Origin of the sequence: Bacillus sp. FSL K6-1284, from assembly GCF_038002625.1 — a bacterium.
Classification (GTDB): Bacteria; Bacillota; Bacilli; order Bacillales; family Bacillaceae; genus Bacillus; species Bacillus paralicheniformis.
In genome coordinates this window covers 482,733-503,396 of sequence record NZ_JBBOCW010000001.1, presented here as the reverse complement: position 1 = coordinate 503,396, position 20,664 = coordinate 482,733, and the positions used below count along the sequence as shown (strand labels likewise).

Genomic DNA, 20,664 nt, shown 5'->3' with positions numbered 1-20,664 from the left:
TTTTCCTGCAATCTACTAGGCTTATAAGTAAAGAACATAAGGAATGGAGGAGGAGAATGCTACCGATTAAAAGAAGACAGCAGATATTGGCGTGGGTCAAAGAAGAAGAATCTCTGCGAATTTCAGAAATTTCGAAAAGGCTGAACGTCTCTGAAATGACCGTTTACCGCGACATTAAACCGCTTGTTGAAAACGGACAGGTCATCAAGACGGCAGGCGGAATCACGCTAAACAAGCCGAAGCAGCAGCTTGGACAGCTTTGCGTCGTGTGCGGAAAAGGGGCAGGCTCGAGGCTTTCCGTGCAAATTGTAAAAAACGACAGTCAAATTGAACAATTTTGCTGTGCCCATTGCGCAATGCTCCGCTATGAGAAAGTGAAAGATGACGTCTCACAGATAATCTGCAGGGATTTTTTGCTAGATACGACGATCAGCGCCAAAGCCGCCGTCTTTTTGCTGGATACGAATCTTCATTTGAACTGCTGCGAGCCGCAGGCGATCCCTTTCGCTTCTGAAGCGGATGCACGGAAATTCAAAAAAGGCTTTGGCGGGCAGCTGTTATCGTTTGACGATGCCGCGCTTCTCGTCCAGAAAACGATGAAGAACAGCTGCTGCAGCCTGAAGACGTGAAATTTTGTTAAAAGATTGGATGAATGTGATGAAAAGAGCAACACTCTGGACAGTTCTCGCTGTTCTTTGTATCATTCTGCTGCCAAAAGCCGCTTTTGCTCACGCATATATCGTAAAATCAACTCCCGCTGAAAATCAGGAGCTGAAAAAAGCGCCTGCAGAAATCAAGATCGAATTCAATGAAGCGATTCAGAACGGGTTTCATTCGATAACGGTCAGAAATTCGTCGGGTGAGCGCGTTGATTCCGGCAAAACGGAAATCGATCCGCAAAACGCCAAAATCATGACCGTCATGCTTAAACCGAAATTGAAGGATGATATCTACTCGGCCGAATGGAGAGCTGTATCCGCAGACGGGCATCCCGTATCAGGCACGATCCCTTTCAGCATCGGAAACATTCAAGGCGGGCTGCCGAAAGATCAGCAAAAACAAGCATCAGGCCTGCCGGCAGCCGATACCATCATGGAACGCGTCCTTTTGTATACCGGTTTCTCCCTGTTCATGGGGGCCGCTCTCTTTCAGCTCGTATGGTACCGCCCTGAAAACGGCTGGCCGGGTGGCAAACGGCGCCGTCTGAAGCGGATCAAGAATGCGGCGCTCTTATTGACAGGGGCCGCCATCATCATTCAGCTGCCCCTGCAAACCAAAGTAAACGCGGGCGTTTCCTGGATCGGGGCTTTCCAGCCTTCGCTTTTGCAAGAAACGCTTCTGAATACGACGGGCGGAATGCTGTGGCTGATCAACATCGCCATCATCGCCTTGCTTGTTTTTTGTTCGAACAGAAAAGGTCTGAAGAGCGCGATCTTGAGCCTGTTCCTTTTTGCCGGGCTTTTGTTCGTCAAATCGCTCGACGGCCATGCCGCTTCGACGAGCGCCGGCTATATGACAATCGCGATGAACTTCATCCATCTGAATACCGCTTCCATTTGGACGGGCGGACTCGCGATGTTTGTGCTGTTTTTCGGAAAAGACTGGCTGAAGCCTGACAAAAGTTTAATATGGGAAACCATTCGGCGCTTCTCGCCATGGGCGCTCGCTTCTGCAGGGCTTCTTATATTCTCGGGCCTTTTCAACAGCTTCTTCATTGTTCACACACTGGATAACCTGCTAGGGACGGCTTACGGAAAAGCGCTCCTTGTAAAAGCGGCCCTCGTTCTTCTCATGATCGGACTCGGGGCATTACACTATTTCCGTTTTAGAAAAGCGCCGAAACAGCAGGGCGCCCGTTCGCTGAAGGCTGAATGGGCGGTCGGACTTCTCATCCTGGTGACCACGGCGGTTTTCACCAATATTCCAAGTCCGCCCGCGCCGCTGCCGCAGCCTTTCAGTGAGACGAAGCAATTGACGGAAGGAAACACGCTGTCGCTCCGAATCAGCCCGAACATGCCGGGCTCAAATGCGTTTGAAGTCACAGTCAGAAACAGAAAAGGAGACGTCGTCAAAGATATTCAAAAAATCGAATTAACCGTTGAGAAAACCGGGCTTTTCGGGGATGACAAAGAGAGCACGTTCAGCCTCAGCAAAAATAAAGACGGCGTTTTTCAAACGAAAAATTTAAATTTAAGCGAAGACGGCATCTGGAAAATCCGCGTTCACGGGTTAACGGCGTCATTTGAGGAGATCAGAACGGTTTTCAATGCAAAAATTAATAAAAAGGAGTTTTGATTATGTTTAAAAAAACATTATGGCTGGGTGCAATCCTAGCATCATTTTTGCTTTTCTCCGTGCCTGTCAGCGCACATGTCACGGTAAAACCGGCAGAATCAGCAGCAGGCTCATGGGAAACATACACCGTCAAAGTACCGGTTGAAAAAGACAACGCCACAACCAAGGTCGTTCTCAGCATGCCGGACGGTGTTGAATTTCAGCAGTATGAACCGGTGCCAGGCTGGAAAACAAGCACTGAAACCGGTAAAAACGAGAAAGTGACAAGGGTGACGTGGGAAGCCGAAAACGGCGGCATTCAGCCTGGTGAATTCCAACAGTTTACTTTCACCGCCAAAAACCCTGACAAAGAACAAAAGGCCGCCTGGAACGCTTACCAATATTATAAAGACGGCACGATTGTCGAGTGGACCGGCGATGAAAACGCCGATACCCCCCATGCGATCACAAGCATTGTCGATGCTGCAAAGCTCGGGCACGAAACGGTTGACGCACACGGCGCTTCAACGAAACAAAACACAGCCGCAGAAAACGAAGACGGTCAAGCCGGACAAGGGATTCAAACCGCTTCCCTCATCCTGTCGATCCTCGCCGTGCTTCTTGGGGGTGCTGCGCTGCTCTTGACAGTGCGCAAAAAGAAATCGTAAAAATGAAAAGCTGTCGGGAATATCCCGACAGCCTTTTTGTGCCCATTTCAGTTCGAATCCCGCACGATCTGATAATACATGCCTGTTTTTTGATCGACCACCGCCTCTAAATGAAGCCCGTCATCAGTCTCAAATGTTCCATTCAGGCGAGCGGCATCCCCTGTATATAACGTGTACTTGCTTCCCTTAGGCGTTGTGAACGGTGAAGAAGCTTCCGCACTCTCCGTTTTCGGGTGATCCGATTTTACAATTGCGTAATTTAAGTCGCGGTACCATTGATATTTGCCGTTTTCCCGTTTGATGTGAGCGAGGCAAATTCCCTCTCCCTCCGAATCGCCGAATCGAAAAACGACGACTTGTTCGCCGTTTAAATCGATTTTGTCTATAATATCGTCTTTTGTGATGTTCTCGTAACGAATACCGTCCTCAATCGCTTCCTGTTCGCTGTTCACCCATTTGGTTTGTTCATCATTTTCTTGGGCGCTCGCACAACCCGCAACCAAGATCGCCAAAAATAATAAAACTGTTCGTTTTTTCATCCGCTTCCTCCGACTTTAATTGTTTTAGGGCATTATATGAATTCGGCCAGCGTTGAAAATATCCTCTTTGCAGGAAAATTTCCAATACGGTGATTCAAAAATTGACAAACTTATCTTACAATAGAAAAAGTTCTGAATGATTGAGTAGGGAGAGATCGGAGTATGAAAGTATCGATTCTGTTTGTCTTGCTTGCGGCCATTTTATGGGGAACGACGGGAACAACCCAGGCGTTCGCGCCTGAAGAAGCGGCGCCTCTTGTGTTCGGCGCTGTCAGAATGGCGGTCGGCGGCATCACCCTGCTCTTGTTCGCGGCTTTACGCGGTCAATTAAAACGCAGCGGCTGGCCCGTTAAAACGCTGATTATCGCAGCATTGAGCATGGCATTTTATCAGCCTTTCTTTTTTTCAGCTGTCAGTCTCTCAGGGATCGCCGTCGGAACGGTCGTCGCCATCGGCAGCGCTCCGATTATCGCCGGCTGCCTCGAATGGCTCGTGTTCAAAAAAGTGCCCCAAGCGAAATGGTGGATCGCAACGGCTGCAGCGATAGCAGGCGTATCCTTGTTATTCATCCCTTCCGCCTCATCGGGAGGGAGCTTTCTCGGCATATTGCTCGCACTCGGCGCCGGTCTTTCCTTTGCCGTCTATACGCTGACAAGCAAAAAGCTCCTGCAACAGCAGAAGCCGGAGGCTGTCACAGGCACCGTGTTCTTTTTAAGCGCTGTATTGCTTGCCCCGTTGTTGTTTCTGTACGATTTGAGCTGGATCTTATCGGTTCAAGGATCGGCTGTCAGCCTCTATATCGGCGTCATTGCAACCGGTGCCGCGTACCTGTTATTTACGACAGGATTGGCAAAAGTGCCCGCCTCAACAGCGGTGACCCTGTCGCTGGCTGAACCGCTCACGGCGTCGCTTTTAGGAACCGTGCTTGTCAAGGAATCGCTGCCTCTTGTTTCCTGGGCCGGAATCGCATTGCTTCTGCTGGGCATTTTTTATATTTCCTATCAGCCCAAAAAGAATAAAATGAACGCTGAACAAGTGAAAGTGTAAAAAACCCGCCCGTGGATATGCGGGCGGGTTTTCATGTTGTCTTGTTATTCATCCAAACCGATAGACAAATATTTTGTTTCCAAATACGGCTCGATGCCTTCCTGTCCGCCTTCGCGTCCGATGCCGCTTTCCTTCATGCCGCCGAAAGGCGCCTGAACGGTTGACGGACCGCCGTCATTCCAGCCGAGAATGCCATAATCAAGGTTTTCGGACAAATAGATGCCGCGGCGGTAGTTTTCCGTAAAGAAGTATGCCGCTAAACCGTAAGGCGTATCATTGGCGAGCTTGACCGCTTCGTCCAGCGTTTTAAAAGACGTAATCGGTGCAACGGGACCGAATGTTTCCTCATGCATAATCGTCATCGATGGATCAACATCCGTCAGTACAGTCGGGTGGACAAAGTAGCATGATTTCTCATCATCGCTTTCGTATTCGGCGCCGATGAGAACTTTCGCCCCTTTATCCACCGCGTCATTGATTTGATCAACGATTTTTTGGAAGCCGTTTTTATTGATGATCGGACCGATTGATACACCCTCTTCAAGCCCGTTCCCGACTTTCAGCTTGGCGACTTCCGCGCGGAGTTTTTCTGCAAATTCATCCTTAATCGATTCGTGAACGATCAGACGGTTTGCACAGACGCACGTTTGTCCTGCATTCCTGTATTTCGACAGCATCGTCTGTTTAACGGCGAGGTCGATGTTGGCATCTTCATCAATGATCAGCGGGGCATGGCCGCCGAGCTCCATTGACACATGTTTCACCGTCTCGGCGCTGTTTTTCATTAATTGTTTGCCGACAGGCGTAGATCCGGTGAACGTAATTTTGCGGATCAGCGGATGGCTTGTAAAAATAGAACCGATCTCTTTTCCGTCGCCGATCACACACTGAAGGACGTCTTTCGGAATGCCCGCTTCGTGGCCGAGGCGAACGAGCTCAAGCGCCGTTAAAGGCGTGTCAGGCGCCGGCTTGATGATAAAAGTACAGCCCGCCGCCAAGGCTGGCGCCGCTTTTCTCGTGATCATCGCCGCCGGAAAGTTCCACGGGGTAATCGCCGCAACAGGACCGACCCCTTGGCGCGTGACGATGATGCGCTTGTTCGTCACAGATGCGGGAACCGTTCTTCCGTAGATGCGTTTTGCTTCCTCCGCATACCATTCGATATAGCCTGCGCTATATATGACTTCTCCCTGTGCTTCAGCGTACGGCTTGCCGTTTTCAAGCGTAATTAATTTTGCCAGCTCGTCCTTCTGCTCCACAATCAAATCGAACCATTTTTTCAGTAAGCCCGCTCGTTCTGAAGCCGATGTTTTCGACCATTTTTGAAATGCTTCATGCGAGCGTACGACTGCCTCCTCGACTTCTTTTGCGGATTGCTGGGGAACCGATTTGATTTTTTCTCCAGTCGCAGGATTATATACTTCTAGCATGCTGGTCATGTTGAATCTCCTCCCCTTTACGTTTTGAACTGCTGTTGAATAAAAGAAAACCGATCAATGTCCATCCCGCCAAGATCAGCCATTCATACGGCCATGTAAGCGCGGCCGGCAAGCCTGGCAAATAAAAAGCGAGAAAGATAACACTTAAGAGGATAGCAGATATACCCGTCGTTTTCCACTTATTGATTTTATACGGCCTGTTTAAATCCGGCTCTGTCTTTCTCAGTTTCATGAATGCAATCGACACGATCAAATATCCGACTATAATACCTGTTCCCCCTGCATTGACGATCCAAACAAGAGCCGGGCGCCCGAGCAGCGGTGCAAAAAATGCCAGCGCTCCCAGAAACAAAATCGCGTTCGTCGGCGTTTTATACTTCGGATGGATGAAACCGAACCATTTCGGCACCATGCCTTTTTCAGACATAGCAAACAGAATGCGGCTCGCGCCGATAATAAATGCGTTCCAGCTTGTAATGATGCCGGCGACTCCGCCGAGGACAAGCACCGTGCCGAACAGCTGGTTCCCGAGCAGATTGACCATGGCATCCGCGGTCGCCAAAGAAGTCGTTGCAAGCTCGCTTTCTGACAGACCCATCGTCACGCCGAAAACAATCAGCAAATAAAACACGACCGCACTGACGATCGAAATAATCAAAATTTTGCCGATGATTTTTTTCGGGGCATTAATTTCAGCTGCAACCTGAGGGATGACGTCAAATCCGACAAACAGAAACGGAATCATGACGAGGACGGACATCATCCCGGAGAATCCGTCTTTAAAAAGAGGCTGCATATGTTCAACATTACCGTTTACCAAAGCGCCTCCCAAAAGGAGAAAGCCCGTAGCGATAATCGCGATTGTAAAAACCGACTGAAAAATCGCGGCCGGCTTGACGCCGAAGTAATTGAGCGCGGTCAGGACGACCGCACCCCCTGAACCGATCAACACCCAAGTGACATACACGTCCCAGCCGCTAAGCGACCAGAGAAGCCCCTGATGTTCGACAGGCAGGACGTAATCGATGACGGTCGGCAATGCGACAGCTTCAAATGTAATCACCGAAACATAGCCGAAAAGCACACCCCAAGCGGCGACAAAAGCCGTTTTCCGGCCAAACGCCCTGTAGACGAAAATCAAGCCGCCCCCCGTTTCAGGGATGGCAGAAGACAGCTCCGCGTATGTTAACCCGATTAAGATGACCAGTATGCCGCCGATGATAAATGCGATGGTGCTGCCCAAAAAACCGGCTGTCGAAATCCAGTCGCCGGAAAGGACGACCCAGCCCCAGCCGAGCATAGCCCCGATTGCTAAAAATAGCACATCCGTCTGCGACATCGTTTTTTTCATTTGCTGTTTACCCATCTATATCCGCCCCTTCCTTTAGAAGATGTCAAACTAGAGCTGTTTCAGCGCTTCTTCGATGATGCCGAACCCTTCCTCAAGCAATTCATCAGTAATAACAAGCGGAGACAGAAAACGGATAATGTTGCCATTGATACCTGCCGTCAACAAGAGCAGGCCGTGTTCATTGGCGTACTTGGCAATCTTGGCCGCAGCGGCTTTGTCCGGCTCCCGCGTCTTTTCGTCCCGGACAATTTCAAGCGCCGCCATCGCGCCAAGTCTGCGAACTTCACCAATCTGCGGATATTTCACCTTCCATTCATGCGCCCGCGCTTCAATGGCTTTGCCGATTTCTTCAGAGCGCTTGTTGAGCTGTTCCGATTCGATAATATCGAGCACTGCCAAAGCGGCTACGCATCCAAGCGGACTTCCGGCGTATGTGCCCCCGAGTTCCCCCGGATCCGCCGCATCAAGCATTTCCGCCCGGCCGATGACACCGCTGAGCGGAACACCGGCAGCCAGCGATTTTGACACCGTCACAAGATCAGGAACGACATCAAAATGCTCAATCGCAAAATATTTGCCTGTTCTTGAAAAGCCTGTTTGGATCTCATCGGCGACAAAAACGATGCCGTGTTTTTGACAGAAGGCTGCGACATGCTGCACAAACCGTTTGGAAGGAATAATAAATCCTCCTTCTCCCTGCACCGGCTCCATGACAACGCAAGCGACCGTCTCCGGAGCAACAGACGAGACGAAGAAATCGTCAAATGCCTGAATAACCATGTCATCGTAGCTTTCATCAGTCATCCCTTCAGGTTTTCTATAGTAGTAAGGAAACGGCGCCTGATATACTTCAGGTGCAAAAGGGCCGAATCCGAATTTGTATGGTTTTACCTTGCTCGTCATGCTCATCGTCATGTTTGTGCGCCCGTGGAATCCGCGGGTAAAAGAAACGACTGCTTGACGCTTCGTATATTTTCTGGATATTTTCACGGCGTTTTCTACGGCTTCCGCCCCCGAGTTCAGGAAAATCGCTTTTTTCTCGTGTGAGCCCGGTGCAAGCCGGCAAAGTTTTTCCGCCAATTCGATATAGGCCTGATACATCATGACGTTAAAACCCGGATGAATGAGCTGTTCGGCCTGTTGCTTGACAGCTTCTACAACTTTCGGATGTGAATGCCCGACATTTAATGTACCGATCGCCCCGGCAAAATCGATAAAACGGCGCCCGTCAATATCGTATAAAACGGCCCCTTCCCCTTTAGCGGCTAGATGACGGTTTCCGTTGGAGACACCCCTTGCCACAAATTGATCCCGTTTGGCCTGCCAATCTTCCGTTGTGAATGCTTTTGTGTTCAGACTCATAAAAAATCTCTCCCCCACTCTTATTTCTTATAATTCTGAATATTTTTTGGTATGATGAAAAGTACCAATCATTAATTTTCAATGGTACCAGGGGGGAGGCGCTATGATTACGATACCGATTGACCGCTCCAAGGATGCGGATTATATTTATCACCAAATCTATCAACGGATTAAAGAAGAAATTTTCAGCCGTAATCTTTTGCCGGGAAAAAAACTCCCTTCCAAGCGCGAGCTCGCCGAAGCATTGAACGTCAGCATTAATTCGGTCAACGCTGCCTACCAGCAGCTTCTGGCAGAAGGTTATCTTTATTCACGTGAAAGAAAAGGCTTTTTTGTAGAGCAGATCGAAACGTTCCATGCCAGCCGCCATCCCGGCCCTTTTCAATTGGAAAAAGAACTGGTTGAAAAGCCGGCAAGCAAAGACGGCTGGATATCGTTTTCCCATATGAGCGTCGATACGGCGCATTTTCCATTTAAAACATGGCTTCGCTGTGAACAGAAAGCGGTTTCTTCTCATGTAAACGAACTTGGAGAAATGACGCATCCGCAAGGTGTCTACGAAGTGCGCCAAACGATCGCACGGTTTATCGCTTTAACGAGAGGCGTCAAGTGTCACCCCGAACAAATCGTGATCAGCGCAGGCACGCAGTCCTTAATTCATACGCTTCAGGATCTTCTCCCCGCCTCAGCCGTCTATGCGATGGAGGAGCCGGGATACAGCCGCATTTATCGACTGCTGAAAAATGAAGGGAAAGAAGTGGCCACGATTCAGCTCGATCATAAAGGAATGCGGATCAGCGAGATTCACCGTCTGAATCCGGATGTTTTATTTGTCACGCCTTCACACCAGTTTCCAACAGGAATCATTATGCCGGTATCGAGAAGGATTCAGCTTTTAAATTGGGTTTCCGACGGGGAAAACCGCTATATTGTGGAAGACGATTATGACAGCGAATTCAAGTACGGGAGCGATACGATCCCCGCCCTGCAAAGCCTTGACCGCTCTGAGAAAGTCATCTATATCGGCACTTTTTCAAAATCGCTTCTTCCGGGTCTGAGAATCAGCTATATGGTACTGCCGCAAAAGCTGCTGAAGCAATACAGAAAAAGGCACCATTTCTCGATTCAATCGAGCAGCGTTTTAACACAGCTCGCCTTGCAGGAATTGATCGAATCGGGGGAATACCAAAAGCACATCAAGAAAATGAACCAGATTTACGAAGAAAAGCGGACAAGGCTGATCGGAAGCCTTGTCAAAACCTTTAACGGCCGGGTGAAAATTAAAGGCGAAAGCGCAGGCCTTCACTTTGTGGCCGATTTTGAAACAGATAGAAGTGAAGAAGAGGTTTTATCAAGAGCAAAGGATAGACGGGTCGAGGTTTACGGCATGAACCGGTTTACGTTAAAGAAAGAGCAGACAAAACATGAAGGAACAGTATCACTCGTGCTTGGATTTGCTAAAATCGCTGCCGATCAGATCGACAAAGGGACTGCCAAGCTTTATGAAGCGGTATGCGGTGATGAGAAGTTTTAAAAAATACCGGCAGGTTCGCTCCTGCCGGTATCAGCTTGGCTTTAGAAAGCCAACGTCTGCCCGTTTACCACCGTTCCTTTTCTACCTGGAGAACCGCCTCAATCAGTCCCGGAAACTGCTCCTCCAATTCCCGTTTGCAGAGGGAGTAATAATGATGCTTCCCTTCAATGCGGACTTTGAGCAGTCCCGCTTCTCTCAGCACCTTGAAATGGTGGGACAGCGTAGACTTTGCGATATTGAGATTTGTGCATGTACCGCACGTTTTCTCGGCTGTGTCAGCCAGGGCTTTGACAATCTCAAGCCTGTATGGATCACTCAAGGCATGGAGAACAGATGTTAACTTCATTTCATTTGTTTTCATGGGTTAAATGTATCATAATCCTAACTTCAAGACAATTCGTCAAGAAGGCAAATAGGTTGCCGCCAAAGCAAAGACATGTTACGATGCAATTGTTCGATGATTTTCGAACAATCAATTCACTGTGTATACAACGTACACGCAAAGGAATTCTAAATGACATGACGGAGGTTTGAACCGATGATCGTATTGCAAGCCTATATGAAAGTAAAACCAGAAAAACGCAACGCCTTTCTCGAAAGCGTACAACCGCTGCTTAAACATTCAAGAGCTGAAGCCGGCAATGCCCAATACAAGCTGTTTGAAGATACCGAACATGCCAATACATTTGTCATGCTTGAGCAATGGAAAGATCAAAACGCAATTGACGCCCATAATCAGACAGAGCATTTTCAAGCTTTCGTTCAAGCCGCGGGCGACCTTTTATCAGAACCGCTGAATGTGGTTAAAACGCACACACCGGATTAAAGAAAGGATGACGTTTAAATGAATGAAGTATTGAAATCATTGACAGACCATAGATCGATTCGCAGCTATACAGATGAGCCCGTGAACCCTGAACAGCTGGACAAGATCATTCAAGCCGTTCAAGCCGCACCGACTTCAATCAACGGCCAGCAGGTCACCGTGATTACGATTCAAGATGAAGAACGGAAAAAGAAAATCGCCGAATTGGCCGGCGGACAGGTCTGGATCGAGCAGGCCCCCGTTTTCCTTTTGTTCTGCGCGGACTTCAACCGTGCGAAAATCGCCCTTGAGAAAAACGGCGAAACGCTTGCGATCACAGACGGAATGGAATCCGTGCTTGTCGGAGCTGTCGACGCAGGCATCGCTCTCGGTACGGCCACAGCGGCCGCTGAATCGATGGGGCTTGGCACTGTGCCGATCGGCGCTGTCCGCGGCCGTGCAGAAGAGCTGATCGAGCTGCTCAATATTCCCGAATACGTCTTCCCTGTCGCAGGGCTTGTCGTCGGCCATCCGGCGGACCGCTCCGCGAAAAAGCCGCGACTTCCTGAACAAGCGGTAAGGCACAGCGAAACCTATCAACCTGACTTAAAACCGCTGATCGACGCGTACGATGAAGAAATGTCCGAATACATGACAAAACGGACAAACGGACAGGAAACAAGAAACTGGTCTCAGGGCATATCCGCTTATTACAATAAAGTGTATTATCCTCACATCCGTGAGATGCTTGAGAAACAAGGATTTAAACTCAAATAGATACTTTAGGCTATCGGTGATCGATAGCCTTTTTTCATGCGTTCCATTCCACATTTCGATGAGCATCGAAGGTCTTTACCTTTACACTATGTAAAAAAGGAGTGGAACACATGAAACCATTTGCAAAATATAAAGCATTTCTAGACCTCCATCATCAGTCAGGCCCGTTCGTTCTGCCGAATGCCTGGGATGCGGCCAGCGCTAAAGCGTTTCAAAACTGCGGTTTTAAAGCAGTCGGCACAACCAGCGCCGGAATTGCCATGTCCCTCGGCTATCCCGACGGCGAACATCTCCCTTTTGAAACATTGCTTTCCGTCCTGAAAACCATCACGGATGCCGTCGATATTCCCGTCAGCGCAGATCTTGAAGCGGGTTACGGCCAATCACCGGAAGCAGTTGCTGAAAACGCAAAAAAAGCCGCAGCGGCCGGCGTTGTCGGTATGAATATTGAAGACGGAACGAAAGACCCCTGCCGGCCGCTTTGTGATGCAACATTAATGGAAGAAAAAATTGCGGCTGTCAAAAAACTGAACCTTCCTGTTTTGATCAATGCCCGCACGGATGTATACTGGCTCAATGCAGACGCTCCCGGTTCCCGGCTTCAAACAGCCGTCCGGCGGGCAAATCGGTACAGACAAGCAGGCGCGGACTGCATCTTTATCCCCGGAGCCAATGATACAGGCACCATTGCCGGGCTGAGAAAAGATATACCCGGACCACTCAACGTACTGGCCGGCTCACACACTCCCTCTTTACAAATTCTTTCCGAACTGGGGATCGAAAGAATCAGCTGCGGATCCGCCCCGTTCAGAGCCGCCCTGTCGCTGGTGAAAAAGATCGGTGAAGACATCATCACCCGCGGCTCCTTCAGTCATATGACGGACGGAGTCCTTTCATACGGCGAAGCTGCCGATTGGATCAGCCTTCATCGTAACCCAAAACAAAATCGTTGACCTAAACAGTTCGGTCTGTTAATATTTCATTTATGAAAACTCATGGGTTTTTTCGTAACCCATGAGTTTTATCATTGCGAAAGAAGGAGCCGGAATGAACGAAAAAAGAGCAGCAGTCTTAAGGGCCGCCAAAAAGCTGTTTGCCCAAAAAGGCTATCATAACGTTGCAATGCAAGCGATCGCTGAAGAATGCAAAATGTCAAAAGCATCTATTTATAAACTGTTTCAATCTAAAGAAGATCTTCTGCTGGCATTGATCAAGTTCAGAAAGCATGAAATGCTGAACAAAAGCGCCATCATCAATACGGAAACCTCGCTGACGCCAAAAGAAAGACTCGCTAAAAAAATCGCTTTGGAGATTACGGAATTCAGGGAAAACCGCCAATTTATCAATTTCCTCTCCAATGAGGGATCGTCTCCCGATACCGCGGTATTTAAAAAGCATCTGAAAGAAACAAAATCGCTGATCATCAGCTGGCATAAAGACTCTATCATTCAAGCGTACGGCGAAGAGGTGGAACCGTTTATATGGGATATCGTCATCATTTTCCACGGTTTGATGAGAGAATTCCTGTTTTTAGTCGGCACTGGAAAAGCACAGCCCGACGTTAAAACGATTCCGCCATTCATTATGTCGGTTCTGGATCTCTTCATAGAGAAAAAGCTGAACGAAGATCAGAAAAGTTCATTAAATGAAGACATTATTGCCTCCTATACGAATTTCTCATCATGCTGGGCACCGCCCAAAAAAGAGGAATTGCTTGAAGACCTTTTGCAAAAACTGAAAAACAAGATTTCCTCGCTGCCACAAGACGACGTTTCCGTGACAGAATTGCTGTCTGCCGCAGATTTGCTGAGCGAGGAGCTTTTCGCCAATGAGCCCCGCACGTATTTAATTAAGGCTCTCCTTGATTACCTTGGAAAAATCGAGGCGCTCCAATGCGATGTTTCACAAATACAAACAATTAGTATCAAAGAATAAGAGGGATTGATATGAACACAGGAACTGAACAACAGACATACAACAGAAATATCATCGTAGGTTTGCTCATTGCAGGGGCGTTTATCGCGATCTTGAACCAAACGCTTCTGGTTACGGCACTGCCGCATATTATGGCAGACTTAAACATAGACGCTACAAAAGCTCAATGGCTGACAACGGCGTTCATGCTGACAAACGGGATTCTCATTCCGATTACCGCCTTTTTAATCGAAAAATTTTCGAGCCGCGCGCTCGTCATCGCCGCGATGAGCATCTTTGTGGCGGGAACGGTCGTCGGCGCAGTTGCGCCTAACTTCCCGGTTCTCCTTGCGGCGCGAATCATCCAGGCCGCGGGTGCGGGAATTATGATGCCGCTCATGCAGACGATCTTTTTAACGATTTTCCCGGTTGAAAAACGCGGGGCTGCAATGGGTATGGTCGGTTTGGTCATCGCATTTGCACCGGCCATCGGACCGACATTGTCAGGCTGGATCGTCGACAGCTTTACATGGAGATACTTATTTTATATTATTCTGCCAATTGCCCTGATTGATCTTGTGCTTGTCATCTTACTGATGAAAAACGTTACGAAATTGAGAGAAACATCAGTCGACATCTTATCTATTATCCTGTCCAGCCTGGGTTTCGGCGGTTTATTGTACGGCTTCAGCAACGCCGGATCAGAAGGCTGGGGAAGCAATACCGTTTTAATTTCCTTTGCAGTCGGTGCGGTCGCTTTGTTCTTCTTTATCTCTAGACAATTAAGAATCAAAAGGCCGATACTCGAGTTTCGCGTTTTCCAATCGTGGACTTTTACGATAACAACGCTCCTCGGTATGATCGTTTTTGCATTAATGATCGGTACTGAAACCATTTTGCCGCTGTATACGCAAAACGTCAGAGACGTGACAGCTTTCGATTCCGGTCTGATGCTTCTGCCGGGCGCGATAGCAATGGGTATCATGTCGCCGATCATCGGCCGGATTTTTGACAAGATCGGTGGAAAAGGTCTTGCGATTATCGGTTTTGCCATCTTGCTGCTGACGTCGATCCCGTTTGCGGATCTGCAAATGGATACTTCGCTGACATTTATTATCGTCATTTATACGCTGCGGATGATGGGCACTTCCATGATTATGATGCCTCTCACAACCGCTGGCATCAATGCACTTCCGATGCATCTCATCCCGCACGGAACAGCGATGAACAATACGATGCGCCAGATCGGCGGTTCAATCGGCACGGCCGTTTTGATTTCCGTCATGAGCAATTCAGCCAAAAACGCTGCCGCATCTAACCCGTTAAATGCGCTCATTCACGGCATGAATTCCGCCTTTATCGTGGCCGCTGTCTTGGCGCTGATCGGATTTATCCTTTCGTTCACATTGAAAAAGAAGCCGCAGGCCGACAAACAAGGCCAGCCGGCGCGCTGATCCTGACACGCCAGTTCAATCAAACTGGCGTGTTTTTTTATGGTTTGATATATTTGATCCCTTGCAGCGTAAGAAGCATGAAGACCTGCTCTGCGTCTCCTTTCATATGAATTGAATATCATTCGAATTCTTCTCCTGAACAGACAAAAAGGCTGCCGGATACACCGGCAGCCTCGCTCTTTTATTTTAATCCATTTTCAACTTCTGTCACCATTTCAGATACGGACTCAAGACCTCCGCCTGACAGGTACCAGTAACCTGGATCAAGATATGTGATATGGCTCTTTTTATAAGCTTTTGTTGATTTTACAATTTCATTTTCAATGACTTCTTTTGCTGTTCCTTTTTCGCCGATGGCAGCGCTTCGGTCGATGACAAACAGGTAATCAGGGTTCTTTTCAGAAATATACTCGGAAGAGACGCTTTGGCCGTGAAGGGAAGCCTCGATGTTTTTGTCGACAGGTTCAACGCCGAGCACATCATGGATCAAACCGAATCTTGAGCCGCTTCCATACGCGCTGATTTGTTTATCGCTTGTTAAGACGACCAATCCTTTGCCGCCTTTTTCTTTCGCAAGCTTGTTGGCTTTCTCTACTTTATCATCGATTTTCGCAAGAGCTTCTTTGACAGCATCTTCTTTACCGAAGATTTTTCCAATATTTTCGGTATTTTCTTTAAAACTGTTCATGTAGTTCTTCTGGTCAAGCTCGATGTCGATCGTCGGTGCGATCCTTTTAAACTCGTCATACTGCTCAGACTGTCTGCCTTCGATGATGATCAAATCGGGGTCAAGCTCTGCAATTTTTTCAAAATCAGGCTCTTTTAGTCCGCCGACGCTTTCGTATTTACTGTCTTTGTATTTTTTCAAGTAAGACGGGAGGGTTTGTTTCGGAAGGCCGACAACGCGATCGCTCAAGCCAAGCTCGTCAAGCGTGTCAAGCATTCCGAAGTTGAAGACAACGACTTTTTTCGGGTTTTTCGGTACATCTGTTGTACCGCTGTTATGTTTAATTGTGACGGTTTCTTTTTTAGAGGAAGATTTTGCATCTGTATCAGCAGCTTTGTTTCCGCAGGCGGCTACGACAAGAACGGTTATCAATGCCATAATCAATAAAGATAGTTTTTTCAATTCAAGTCACCTCATCATTTAAAATATACACAGATTTTTTGATCTCCGATTTGTTGGATCGGAATGTCCATATCATAGATGTCTTTCAGCACCGGCGTTTGGATAATGTCTTCCGCCGGCCCCTCTTTTACAATCCGCCCGTTTTTCAGGGCTGCGATTCTGTCTGAATAAACCGAGGCAAAATTAATGTCATGAATGACAATGACGATCGTTTTACCGCGATTTTCGACAAGGTCTTTCAAGAGCTTCATTATCTCTACTGAATGTTTCATATCGAGGTTATTTAATGGTTCATCAAGCAATATATAGTCGGTATCCTGAGCGATGACCATTGCGATAAAAGCACGCTGGCACTGGCCGCCGCTCAACTGATCGAGGTGTTTATGCTCAATCTCTCTCAGCTTCATATAATCAATCGCTTCGTCGACATATACCCAGTCCTCTTTCGAGAGCCTTCCCTGTGAATAAGGAAATCTGCCGAAACTGACGAGCTCCCTGACAGTCAGCCTGATGTTGATCTGGTTGGACTGCTTTAAAATGCTGATTTTTTTGGCTAAATCATTGCTTTTGTATGCGCTGATTTCCTTGCCGTCAATCAGCACTTTTCCGGCGTCCATGCCGATCAGCCTGCTGATGATGGACAAAAGCGTGCTTTTCCCCGCTCCGTTCGGTCCGATGAAGGACGTGATCATTCCTTTTTTTATCGTTAAAGTCGTGGGATGAACAACGGTCTGCTCTCCGAATTGTTTCATGATATCTCGTACTTCTATCATCATTTACGCTCCTTCAGCAACAGGTAAATAAAATAAATCCCGCCGATAAAATCAATGATCACAACAAGCGTCACCGTTAAACCAAACAGTTTTTCAACAATGAACTGGCCCCCGACAAGCGCAATGATGCTGAACAAAACCGCTCCGGGAATCAGGACGCTGTGCTTATACGTTTTAAATACTTCCCGCGCCACATTGACGACGAGCAGCCCCAAAAATGTGATCGGCCCTACAAGTGCAGTAGACACGGAGACGAGAACGGCGACGACGATCAGCATTTTCTTCACCGTCCGGTCGTAATCGATTCCGAGGTTGACGGCTTGATCCCTGCCGAGCGAAATGACATCAAAGTACGGATTATACCGCCAAGCGTAAACGAGAATCGCCAGAATGATGAGCGAAGCAAGCATTAAAATGTCCGTGTTCAAATTGTTGAAGCTGGCAAACATCTTGTTTTGAACAACTTGAAACTCGTTCGGATCGATCAGCATTTGCATAAAGGATGACAGGCTTCTGAACAATGTGCCGCATACGATTCCAACTAACAGCAGCAAGAAGATGTGCCTTCCCCCGCGGCGAAACATCAGGAAAAACAACACAAATGAAAAACAGACCATCAAACCGGTTGACAATAAAAAATTGCCGTTTTTACCAAGATCGGCAAGTTTGGCTGCACCGAAAAAGTAAATAATCCCGGTTTGCAGCAGAACATAGAGAGAATCGAGTCCGAGAATGCTCGGCGTCAAAATTCTGTTGTTTGTGATCGTTTGGAAAATCATCGACGAATACGCAATGGCTGTACCGACAACGATGATCGCAAAAACTTTGGCAAACCTCCGCGGAAGCGCATATTCCCATACAGACGGCAATCCGTAGAACAGAAACAAGCCGATGCAGGCTGCCGCTATCACGATGAGTATAAGCATTTTCTGTTTATGACGCATAGGCTTTTCTCCTTAAAAGCAAGTAAAGAAAAACGCCGCTCCCGATGATGCCGACCATCAAACCAACCGAAATTTCGTACGGGTAAATGACGAGACGTCCCGCTATATCGCAAAACAAGACGAAAACGGCTCCGAGAACCGCCGTATGAGGCAGGCTGTTTTTCAAATGATCTCCCCTGTAGATGGACACGATGTTCGGGATGATCAATCCCAAAAAGGGAAGCGTGCCGACCGTCAGGATGACGACGGACGAAATAATAGATACGATGATCAATCCGATATTGACCACCCGCTTATAATTCAATCCAAGATTGATGGAAAAAGACTCCCCCATCCCGGCCAACGTAAATTTATTGGCGAACAGATAGGCAATGATAACGAGCGGTATACTCAGAAATAAGAGCTCATACCTCCCCTTCATGACCAGCGAAAAATTCCCTTCAAACCATGCATTGACGTTTTGAATGATATTGTACTGATAAGCCATGAAAGTGGAGATGGCGCTGACAACACTTCCGAGCATCATACCGACGAGAGGGATGAAGATCGCATCTTTGAACTTGATTCTGTCCAAAATTTTGACGAACAAAAAACTGCCAAACAGTGCAAAAACAAAGGCAAACAGTATTTTAACCACAATTCCTGCAGACGAAAAAAGCACGATCGCAATGATCACACCGAGCCTCGCCCAATCCATCGTTCCAGCGGTGGTCGGTGAAACAAATTTATTGCGCGTCAGCTGCTGCATGATCAGCCCGCAAATGCTCAAGCTCATTCCCGCAAGCACGATGCTAATCAAGCGCGGAATTCTACTTATGTAAAGCGTTTGAATTTCGTCCTCGTTAAAGCGGAAAAGATCAAGAGGCGAAAGCTCCTTAACGCCGATGAATATCGAGCTGATTGAAAGAATGATGAGCATTAGCAATAAGTATCGTAATTTCATGCTGCAGTAGCCTCCTTGCACAACAAAGCAAACCCCTCCGCCGACGTTAATGATTATCATTATCAATAAGGGTCTTCATATATCTTACCATTTTTTCTGACATAGTCAATAAGATTAATAGATACAAAGGTTGAAACCATGCGATTTCCCCATCTTTAGTCCTCCTCAAAAGTACATTTGTTCATTTCTGAAAGAAAAACCTTGATTCTTCTTGTAAAAAGCGCAATAATTAAGATTAAATTTATTTCGAAAATTTAAACTTTGGGAGATGTAACAAATGAAAGTCGTTAAATTTGGGGGCAGCTCGCTCGCTTCAGGGGCTCAGCTAGAGAAAGTATTTCAAATTGTCACTTCTGATCCGGAAAGGAAGGCCGTCGTTGTATCAGCACCCGGAAAACGGCACCCCGAGGATACGAAAGTAACGGACCTGTTAATCGAATGCGCCGAACAGTACTTATCATCAAAAAAAGCGCCCGATCTGGTTGAGGCGATTGTCGGACGGTATGCCGATATCGCGCTTGAGCTCGGACTTGACGATGTCGTGATCGACCGGATCCGGGCCGACCTGCTTCAGCTGCTCGAAGGTGATAAAACAAATCCGGAACGGTTTATCGATGCGGTCAAAGCAAGCGGCGAAGATAACAATGCCAAATTGGTAGCGGCTTACTTCAGGCACCAGGGAGTTGAAGCGCACTATGTCAGTCCAAAAGACGCCGGGCTGTTTGTGACGAGCGAGCCAGGCAACGCACAAGTCCTGCCCGAGTCGTATGACAATCTGTTTCAGCTGAGACAGCAAAAGGGCATCATCATCTTTCCCGGCTTCTTCGGATTCAGCCGGGAAGGCGAAGTCATGACGTTTTCGCGGAGCGGCTCTGACATTACAGGTTCCATTTTAGCGAATGGATTGAAAGCCGAGTTGTATGAAAACTTCACTGACGTTGACGCCGTTTATTCTGTCAACCCGGCGATCGTATCCAACCCGAAAGAAATCCGCGAGCTGACATACCGGGAAATGAGGGAGTTGTCGTATGCAGGCTTTTCCGTCTTTCATGATGAAGCATTGATCCCTGCTTTCCGGGCGCGCATACCGGTTCAGATCAAAAATACAAACAATCCGGACGCGGAGGGGACAAGAGTTGTCACCACACGCGACAATACGAACGGACCTGTCGTCGGGATCGCCAGCGACAGCGGATTTTGCAGCATTTACATCAGCAAATATTTAATGAACCGCGAAATCGGCTTCGGACGCCGCGTTCTGCAAATCCTTGAAGATGACGGGCTGACGTATGAACACATTCCATCCGGCATTGATGATATTACGATCATTTTAAGGCAGGATCAAATGGATCAAGCAGCAGAAAAACGGATAATCAAACGGATCAAGGAAGAACTGGATGCCGATGAAGTGACGATTGAACACAATATTGCCCTGATTATGGTCGTCGGCGAAGCCATGCGCCATAACGTCGGAACGACGGCAAGAGCGTCAAAAGCATTGTCCGATGCGCGTGTCAACATCGAAATGATCAACCAGGGCTCCTCGGAAGTCAGCATGATGTTCGGCGTTAAGGAAGCTCAGGAAAAACAAGCGGTCCGCGCGTTATACCAGGAATTTTTCGCAAAAGTTCTCGTTTAAAAAAACCCCTTTTTTTATGGGGTTTTTTTGCTGTCAGAAAATATACCCTTCCCTAAAATTGCCTGCCTTAAA

General features: G+C 47.8%; 20 protein-coding genes. 11 read left to right on the top strand and 9 right to left on the bottom strand.

All coding sequences use genetic code 11. From position 1 onward, the window contains the following. Positions 1 to 56 precede the first annotated feature (56 nt). From MHB72_RS02495 to MHB72_RS02485, 3 genes are read left to right on the top strand one after another with little or no spacing between them, the layout of a single operon-like run. Complete coding sequence (locus tag MHB72_RS02495; protein WP_039073212.1) at positions 57 to 629, top strand: DeoR family transcriptional regulator; 573 nt, start codon at positions 57 to 59, stop codon at positions 627 to 629. 19 nt (positions 630 to 648) lie between these two features. Continuing rightward, positions 649 to 2,295, top strand: a complete 1,647-nt coding sequence (locus MHB72_RS02490; protein WP_302052733.1) for a copper resistance protein CopC — start codon at positions 649 to 651, stop codon at positions 2,293 to 2,295. Between the two features lie 2 nt (positions 2,296 to 2,297). Next, the gene (locus MHB72_RS02485) at positions 2,298 to 2,942 is read left to right on the top strand and encodes a YcnI family copper-binding membrane protein (protein ID WP_026580558.1); all 645 of its coding nucleotides are present in this window, start codon (positions 2,298 to 2,300) and stop codon (positions 2,940 to 2,942) included. 47 nt (positions 2,943 to 2,989) lie between these two features. Here MHB72_RS02485 and MHB72_RS02480 read toward each other — a convergent pair whose 3' ends face one another. After that, the gene (locus MHB72_RS02480) at positions 2,990 to 3,481 is read right to left on the bottom strand and encodes a hypothetical protein (protein WP_026580557.1); all 492 of its coding nucleotides are present in this window, start codon (positions 3,479 to 3,481) and stop codon (positions 2,990 to 2,992) included. A gap of 162 nt (positions 3,482 to 3,643) precedes the next feature. Here MHB72_RS02480 and MHB72_RS02475 point away from each other — a divergent pair, with 162 nt between their 5' ends. Continuing rightward, entirely contained in the window at positions 3,644 to 4,528 is an 885-nt protein-coding gene (locus MHB72_RS02475; RefSeq protein ID WP_216921886.1) for a DMT family transporter, read from the top strand. A 44-nt stretch (positions 4,529 to 4,572) separates the two neighbouring features. Here MHB72_RS02475 and gabD read toward each other — a convergent pair whose 3' ends face one another. From gabD to gabT, 3 genes are read right to left on the bottom strand one after another with little or no spacing between them, the layout of a single operon-like run. Then, complete coding sequence (gabD, locus tag MHB72_RS02470) at positions 4,573 to 5,967, bottom strand: succinate-semialdehyde dehydrogenase (protein ID WP_145930085.1); 1,395 nt, start codon at positions 5,965 to 5,967, stop codon at positions 4,573 to 4,575. Beyond that, positions 5,942 to 7,333, bottom strand: a complete 1,392-nt coding sequence (locus MHB72_RS02465) for an APC family permease (RefSeq protein WP_216921888.1) — start codon at positions 7,331 to 7,333, stop codon at positions 5,942 to 5,944. The genes gabD and MHB72_RS02465 overlap by 26 nt, the downstream gene beginning before the upstream one ends. 33 nt (positions 7,334 to 7,366) lie before the next feature. Then, positions 7,367 to 8,680, bottom strand: a complete 1,314-nt coding sequence (gabT, locus tag MHB72_RS02460) for a 4-aminobutyrate--2-oxoglutarate transaminase (protein WP_216921890.1) — start codon at positions 8,678 to 8,680, stop codon at positions 7,367 to 7,369. A gap of 103 nt (positions 8,681 to 8,783) precedes the next feature. Here gabT and gabR point away from each other — a divergent pair, with 103 nt between their 5' ends. Then, the gene (gene gabR, locus MHB72_RS02455; RefSeq protein ID WP_195259025.1) at positions 8,784 to 10,214 is read left to right on the top strand and encodes a MocR-like transcriptional regulator GabR; all 1,431 of its coding nucleotides are present in this window, start codon (positions 8,784 to 8,786) and stop codon (positions 10,212 to 10,214) included. A gap of 64 nt (positions 10,215 to 10,278) precedes the next feature. Here gabR and MHB72_RS02450 read toward each other — a convergent pair whose 3' ends face one another. Continuing rightward, the gene (locus MHB72_RS02450; protein ID WP_026580551.1) at positions 10,279 to 10,575 is read right to left on the bottom strand and encodes an ArsR/SmtB family transcription factor; all 297 of its coding nucleotides are present in this window, start codon (positions 10,573 to 10,575) and stop codon (positions 10,279 to 10,281) included. A gap of 177 nt (positions 10,576 to 10,752) precedes the next feature. Between MHB72_RS02450 and MHB72_RS02445 the strand changes: the two genes are divergently transcribed. The 5 genes from MHB72_RS02445 to MHB72_RS02425 all read left to right on the top strand — a co-directional run bounded on the left by MHB72_RS02445 (position 10,753) and on the right by MHB72_RS02425 (position 15,164). Further along, on the top strand, positions 10,753 to 11,040 hold the full coding sequence (locus MHB72_RS02445) for a putative quinol monooxygenase (RefSeq protein WP_216921893.1): 288 nt from the start codon (positions 10,753 to 10,755) through the stop codon (positions 11,038 to 11,040). Between the two features lie 18 nt (positions 11,041 to 11,058). Further along, complete coding sequence (nfsA, locus tag MHB72_RS02440) at positions 11,059 to 11,796, top strand: oxygen-insensitive NADPH nitroreductase (RefSeq protein WP_216921895.1); 738 nt, start codon at positions 11,059 to 11,061, stop codon at positions 11,794 to 11,796. A 110-nt stretch (positions 11,797 to 11,906) separates the two neighbouring features. Next, positions 11,907 to 12,749 (top strand): isocitrate lyase/PEP mutase family protein, encoded by an 843-nt coding sequence (locus tag MHB72_RS02435; RefSeq protein ID WP_026580549.1) that lies wholly within the window; start codon positions 11,907 to 11,909, stop codon positions 12,747 to 12,749. A gap of 94 nt (positions 12,750 to 12,843) precedes the next feature. Next, complete coding sequence (locus tag MHB72_RS02430) at positions 12,844 to 13,731, top strand: TetR/AcrR family transcriptional regulator (RefSeq protein WP_020450175.1); 888 nt, start codon at positions 12,844 to 12,846, stop codon at positions 13,729 to 13,731. Positions 13,732 to 13,742: 11 nt separating this feature from the next. Next, positions 13,743 to 15,164 (top strand): MDR family MFS transporter, encoded by a 1,422-nt coding sequence (locus MHB72_RS02425; RefSeq protein ID WP_026580547.1) that lies wholly within the window; start codon positions 13,743 to 13,745, stop codon positions 15,162 to 15,164. Positions 15,165 to 15,345: 181 nt separating this feature from the next. Here MHB72_RS02425 and MHB72_RS02420 read toward each other — a convergent pair whose 3' ends face one another. From MHB72_RS02420 to MHB72_RS02405, 4 genes are read right to left on the bottom strand one after another with little or no spacing between them, the layout of a single operon-like run. Further along, positions 15,346 to 16,293 carry a siderophore ABC transporter substrate-binding protein gene (locus MHB72_RS02420; protein ID WP_035337207.1) on the bottom strand — a complete coding sequence of 316 codons (948 nt, stop codon included), beginning with the start codon at positions 16,291 to 16,293 and terminating at the stop codon, positions 15,346 to 15,348. 14 nt (positions 16,294 to 16,307) lie between these two features. Continuing rightward, a complete protein-coding gene (locus MHB72_RS02415; protein WP_025810135.1) occupies positions 16,308 to 17,066 on the bottom strand; it encodes an iron ABC transporter ATP-binding protein in 759 nt (252 codons plus the stop codon). Further along, the gene (locus MHB72_RS02410) at positions 17,066 to 18,010 is read right to left on the bottom strand and encodes an iron chelate uptake ABC transporter family permease subunit (RefSeq protein ID WP_020450171.1); all 945 of its coding nucleotides are present in this window, start codon (positions 18,008 to 18,010) and stop codon (positions 17,066 to 17,068) included. The genes MHB72_RS02415 and MHB72_RS02410 overlap by 1 nt, the downstream gene beginning before the upstream one ends. After that, positions 18,000 to 18,953 carry an ABC transporter permease gene (locus MHB72_RS02405; protein ID WP_026580546.1) on the bottom strand — a complete coding sequence of 318 codons (954 nt, stop codon included), beginning with the start codon at positions 18,951 to 18,953 and terminating at the stop codon, positions 18,000 to 18,002. Before MHB72_RS02405 ends, MHB72_RS02410 begins: the two co-directional genes overlap by 11 nt. Positions 18,954 to 19,230: 277 nt before the next feature. On the opposite strand from MHB72_RS02405, the gene MHB72_RS02400 reads away from it, so the two are divergent. Continuing rightward, positions 19,231 to 20,592 (top strand): aspartate kinase, encoded by a 1,362-nt coding sequence (locus MHB72_RS02400; protein ID WP_026580545.1) that lies wholly within the window; start codon positions 19,231 to 19,233, stop codon positions 20,590 to 20,592. The last annotated feature ends 72 nt before the right edge of the window (positions 20,593 to 20,664 follow it).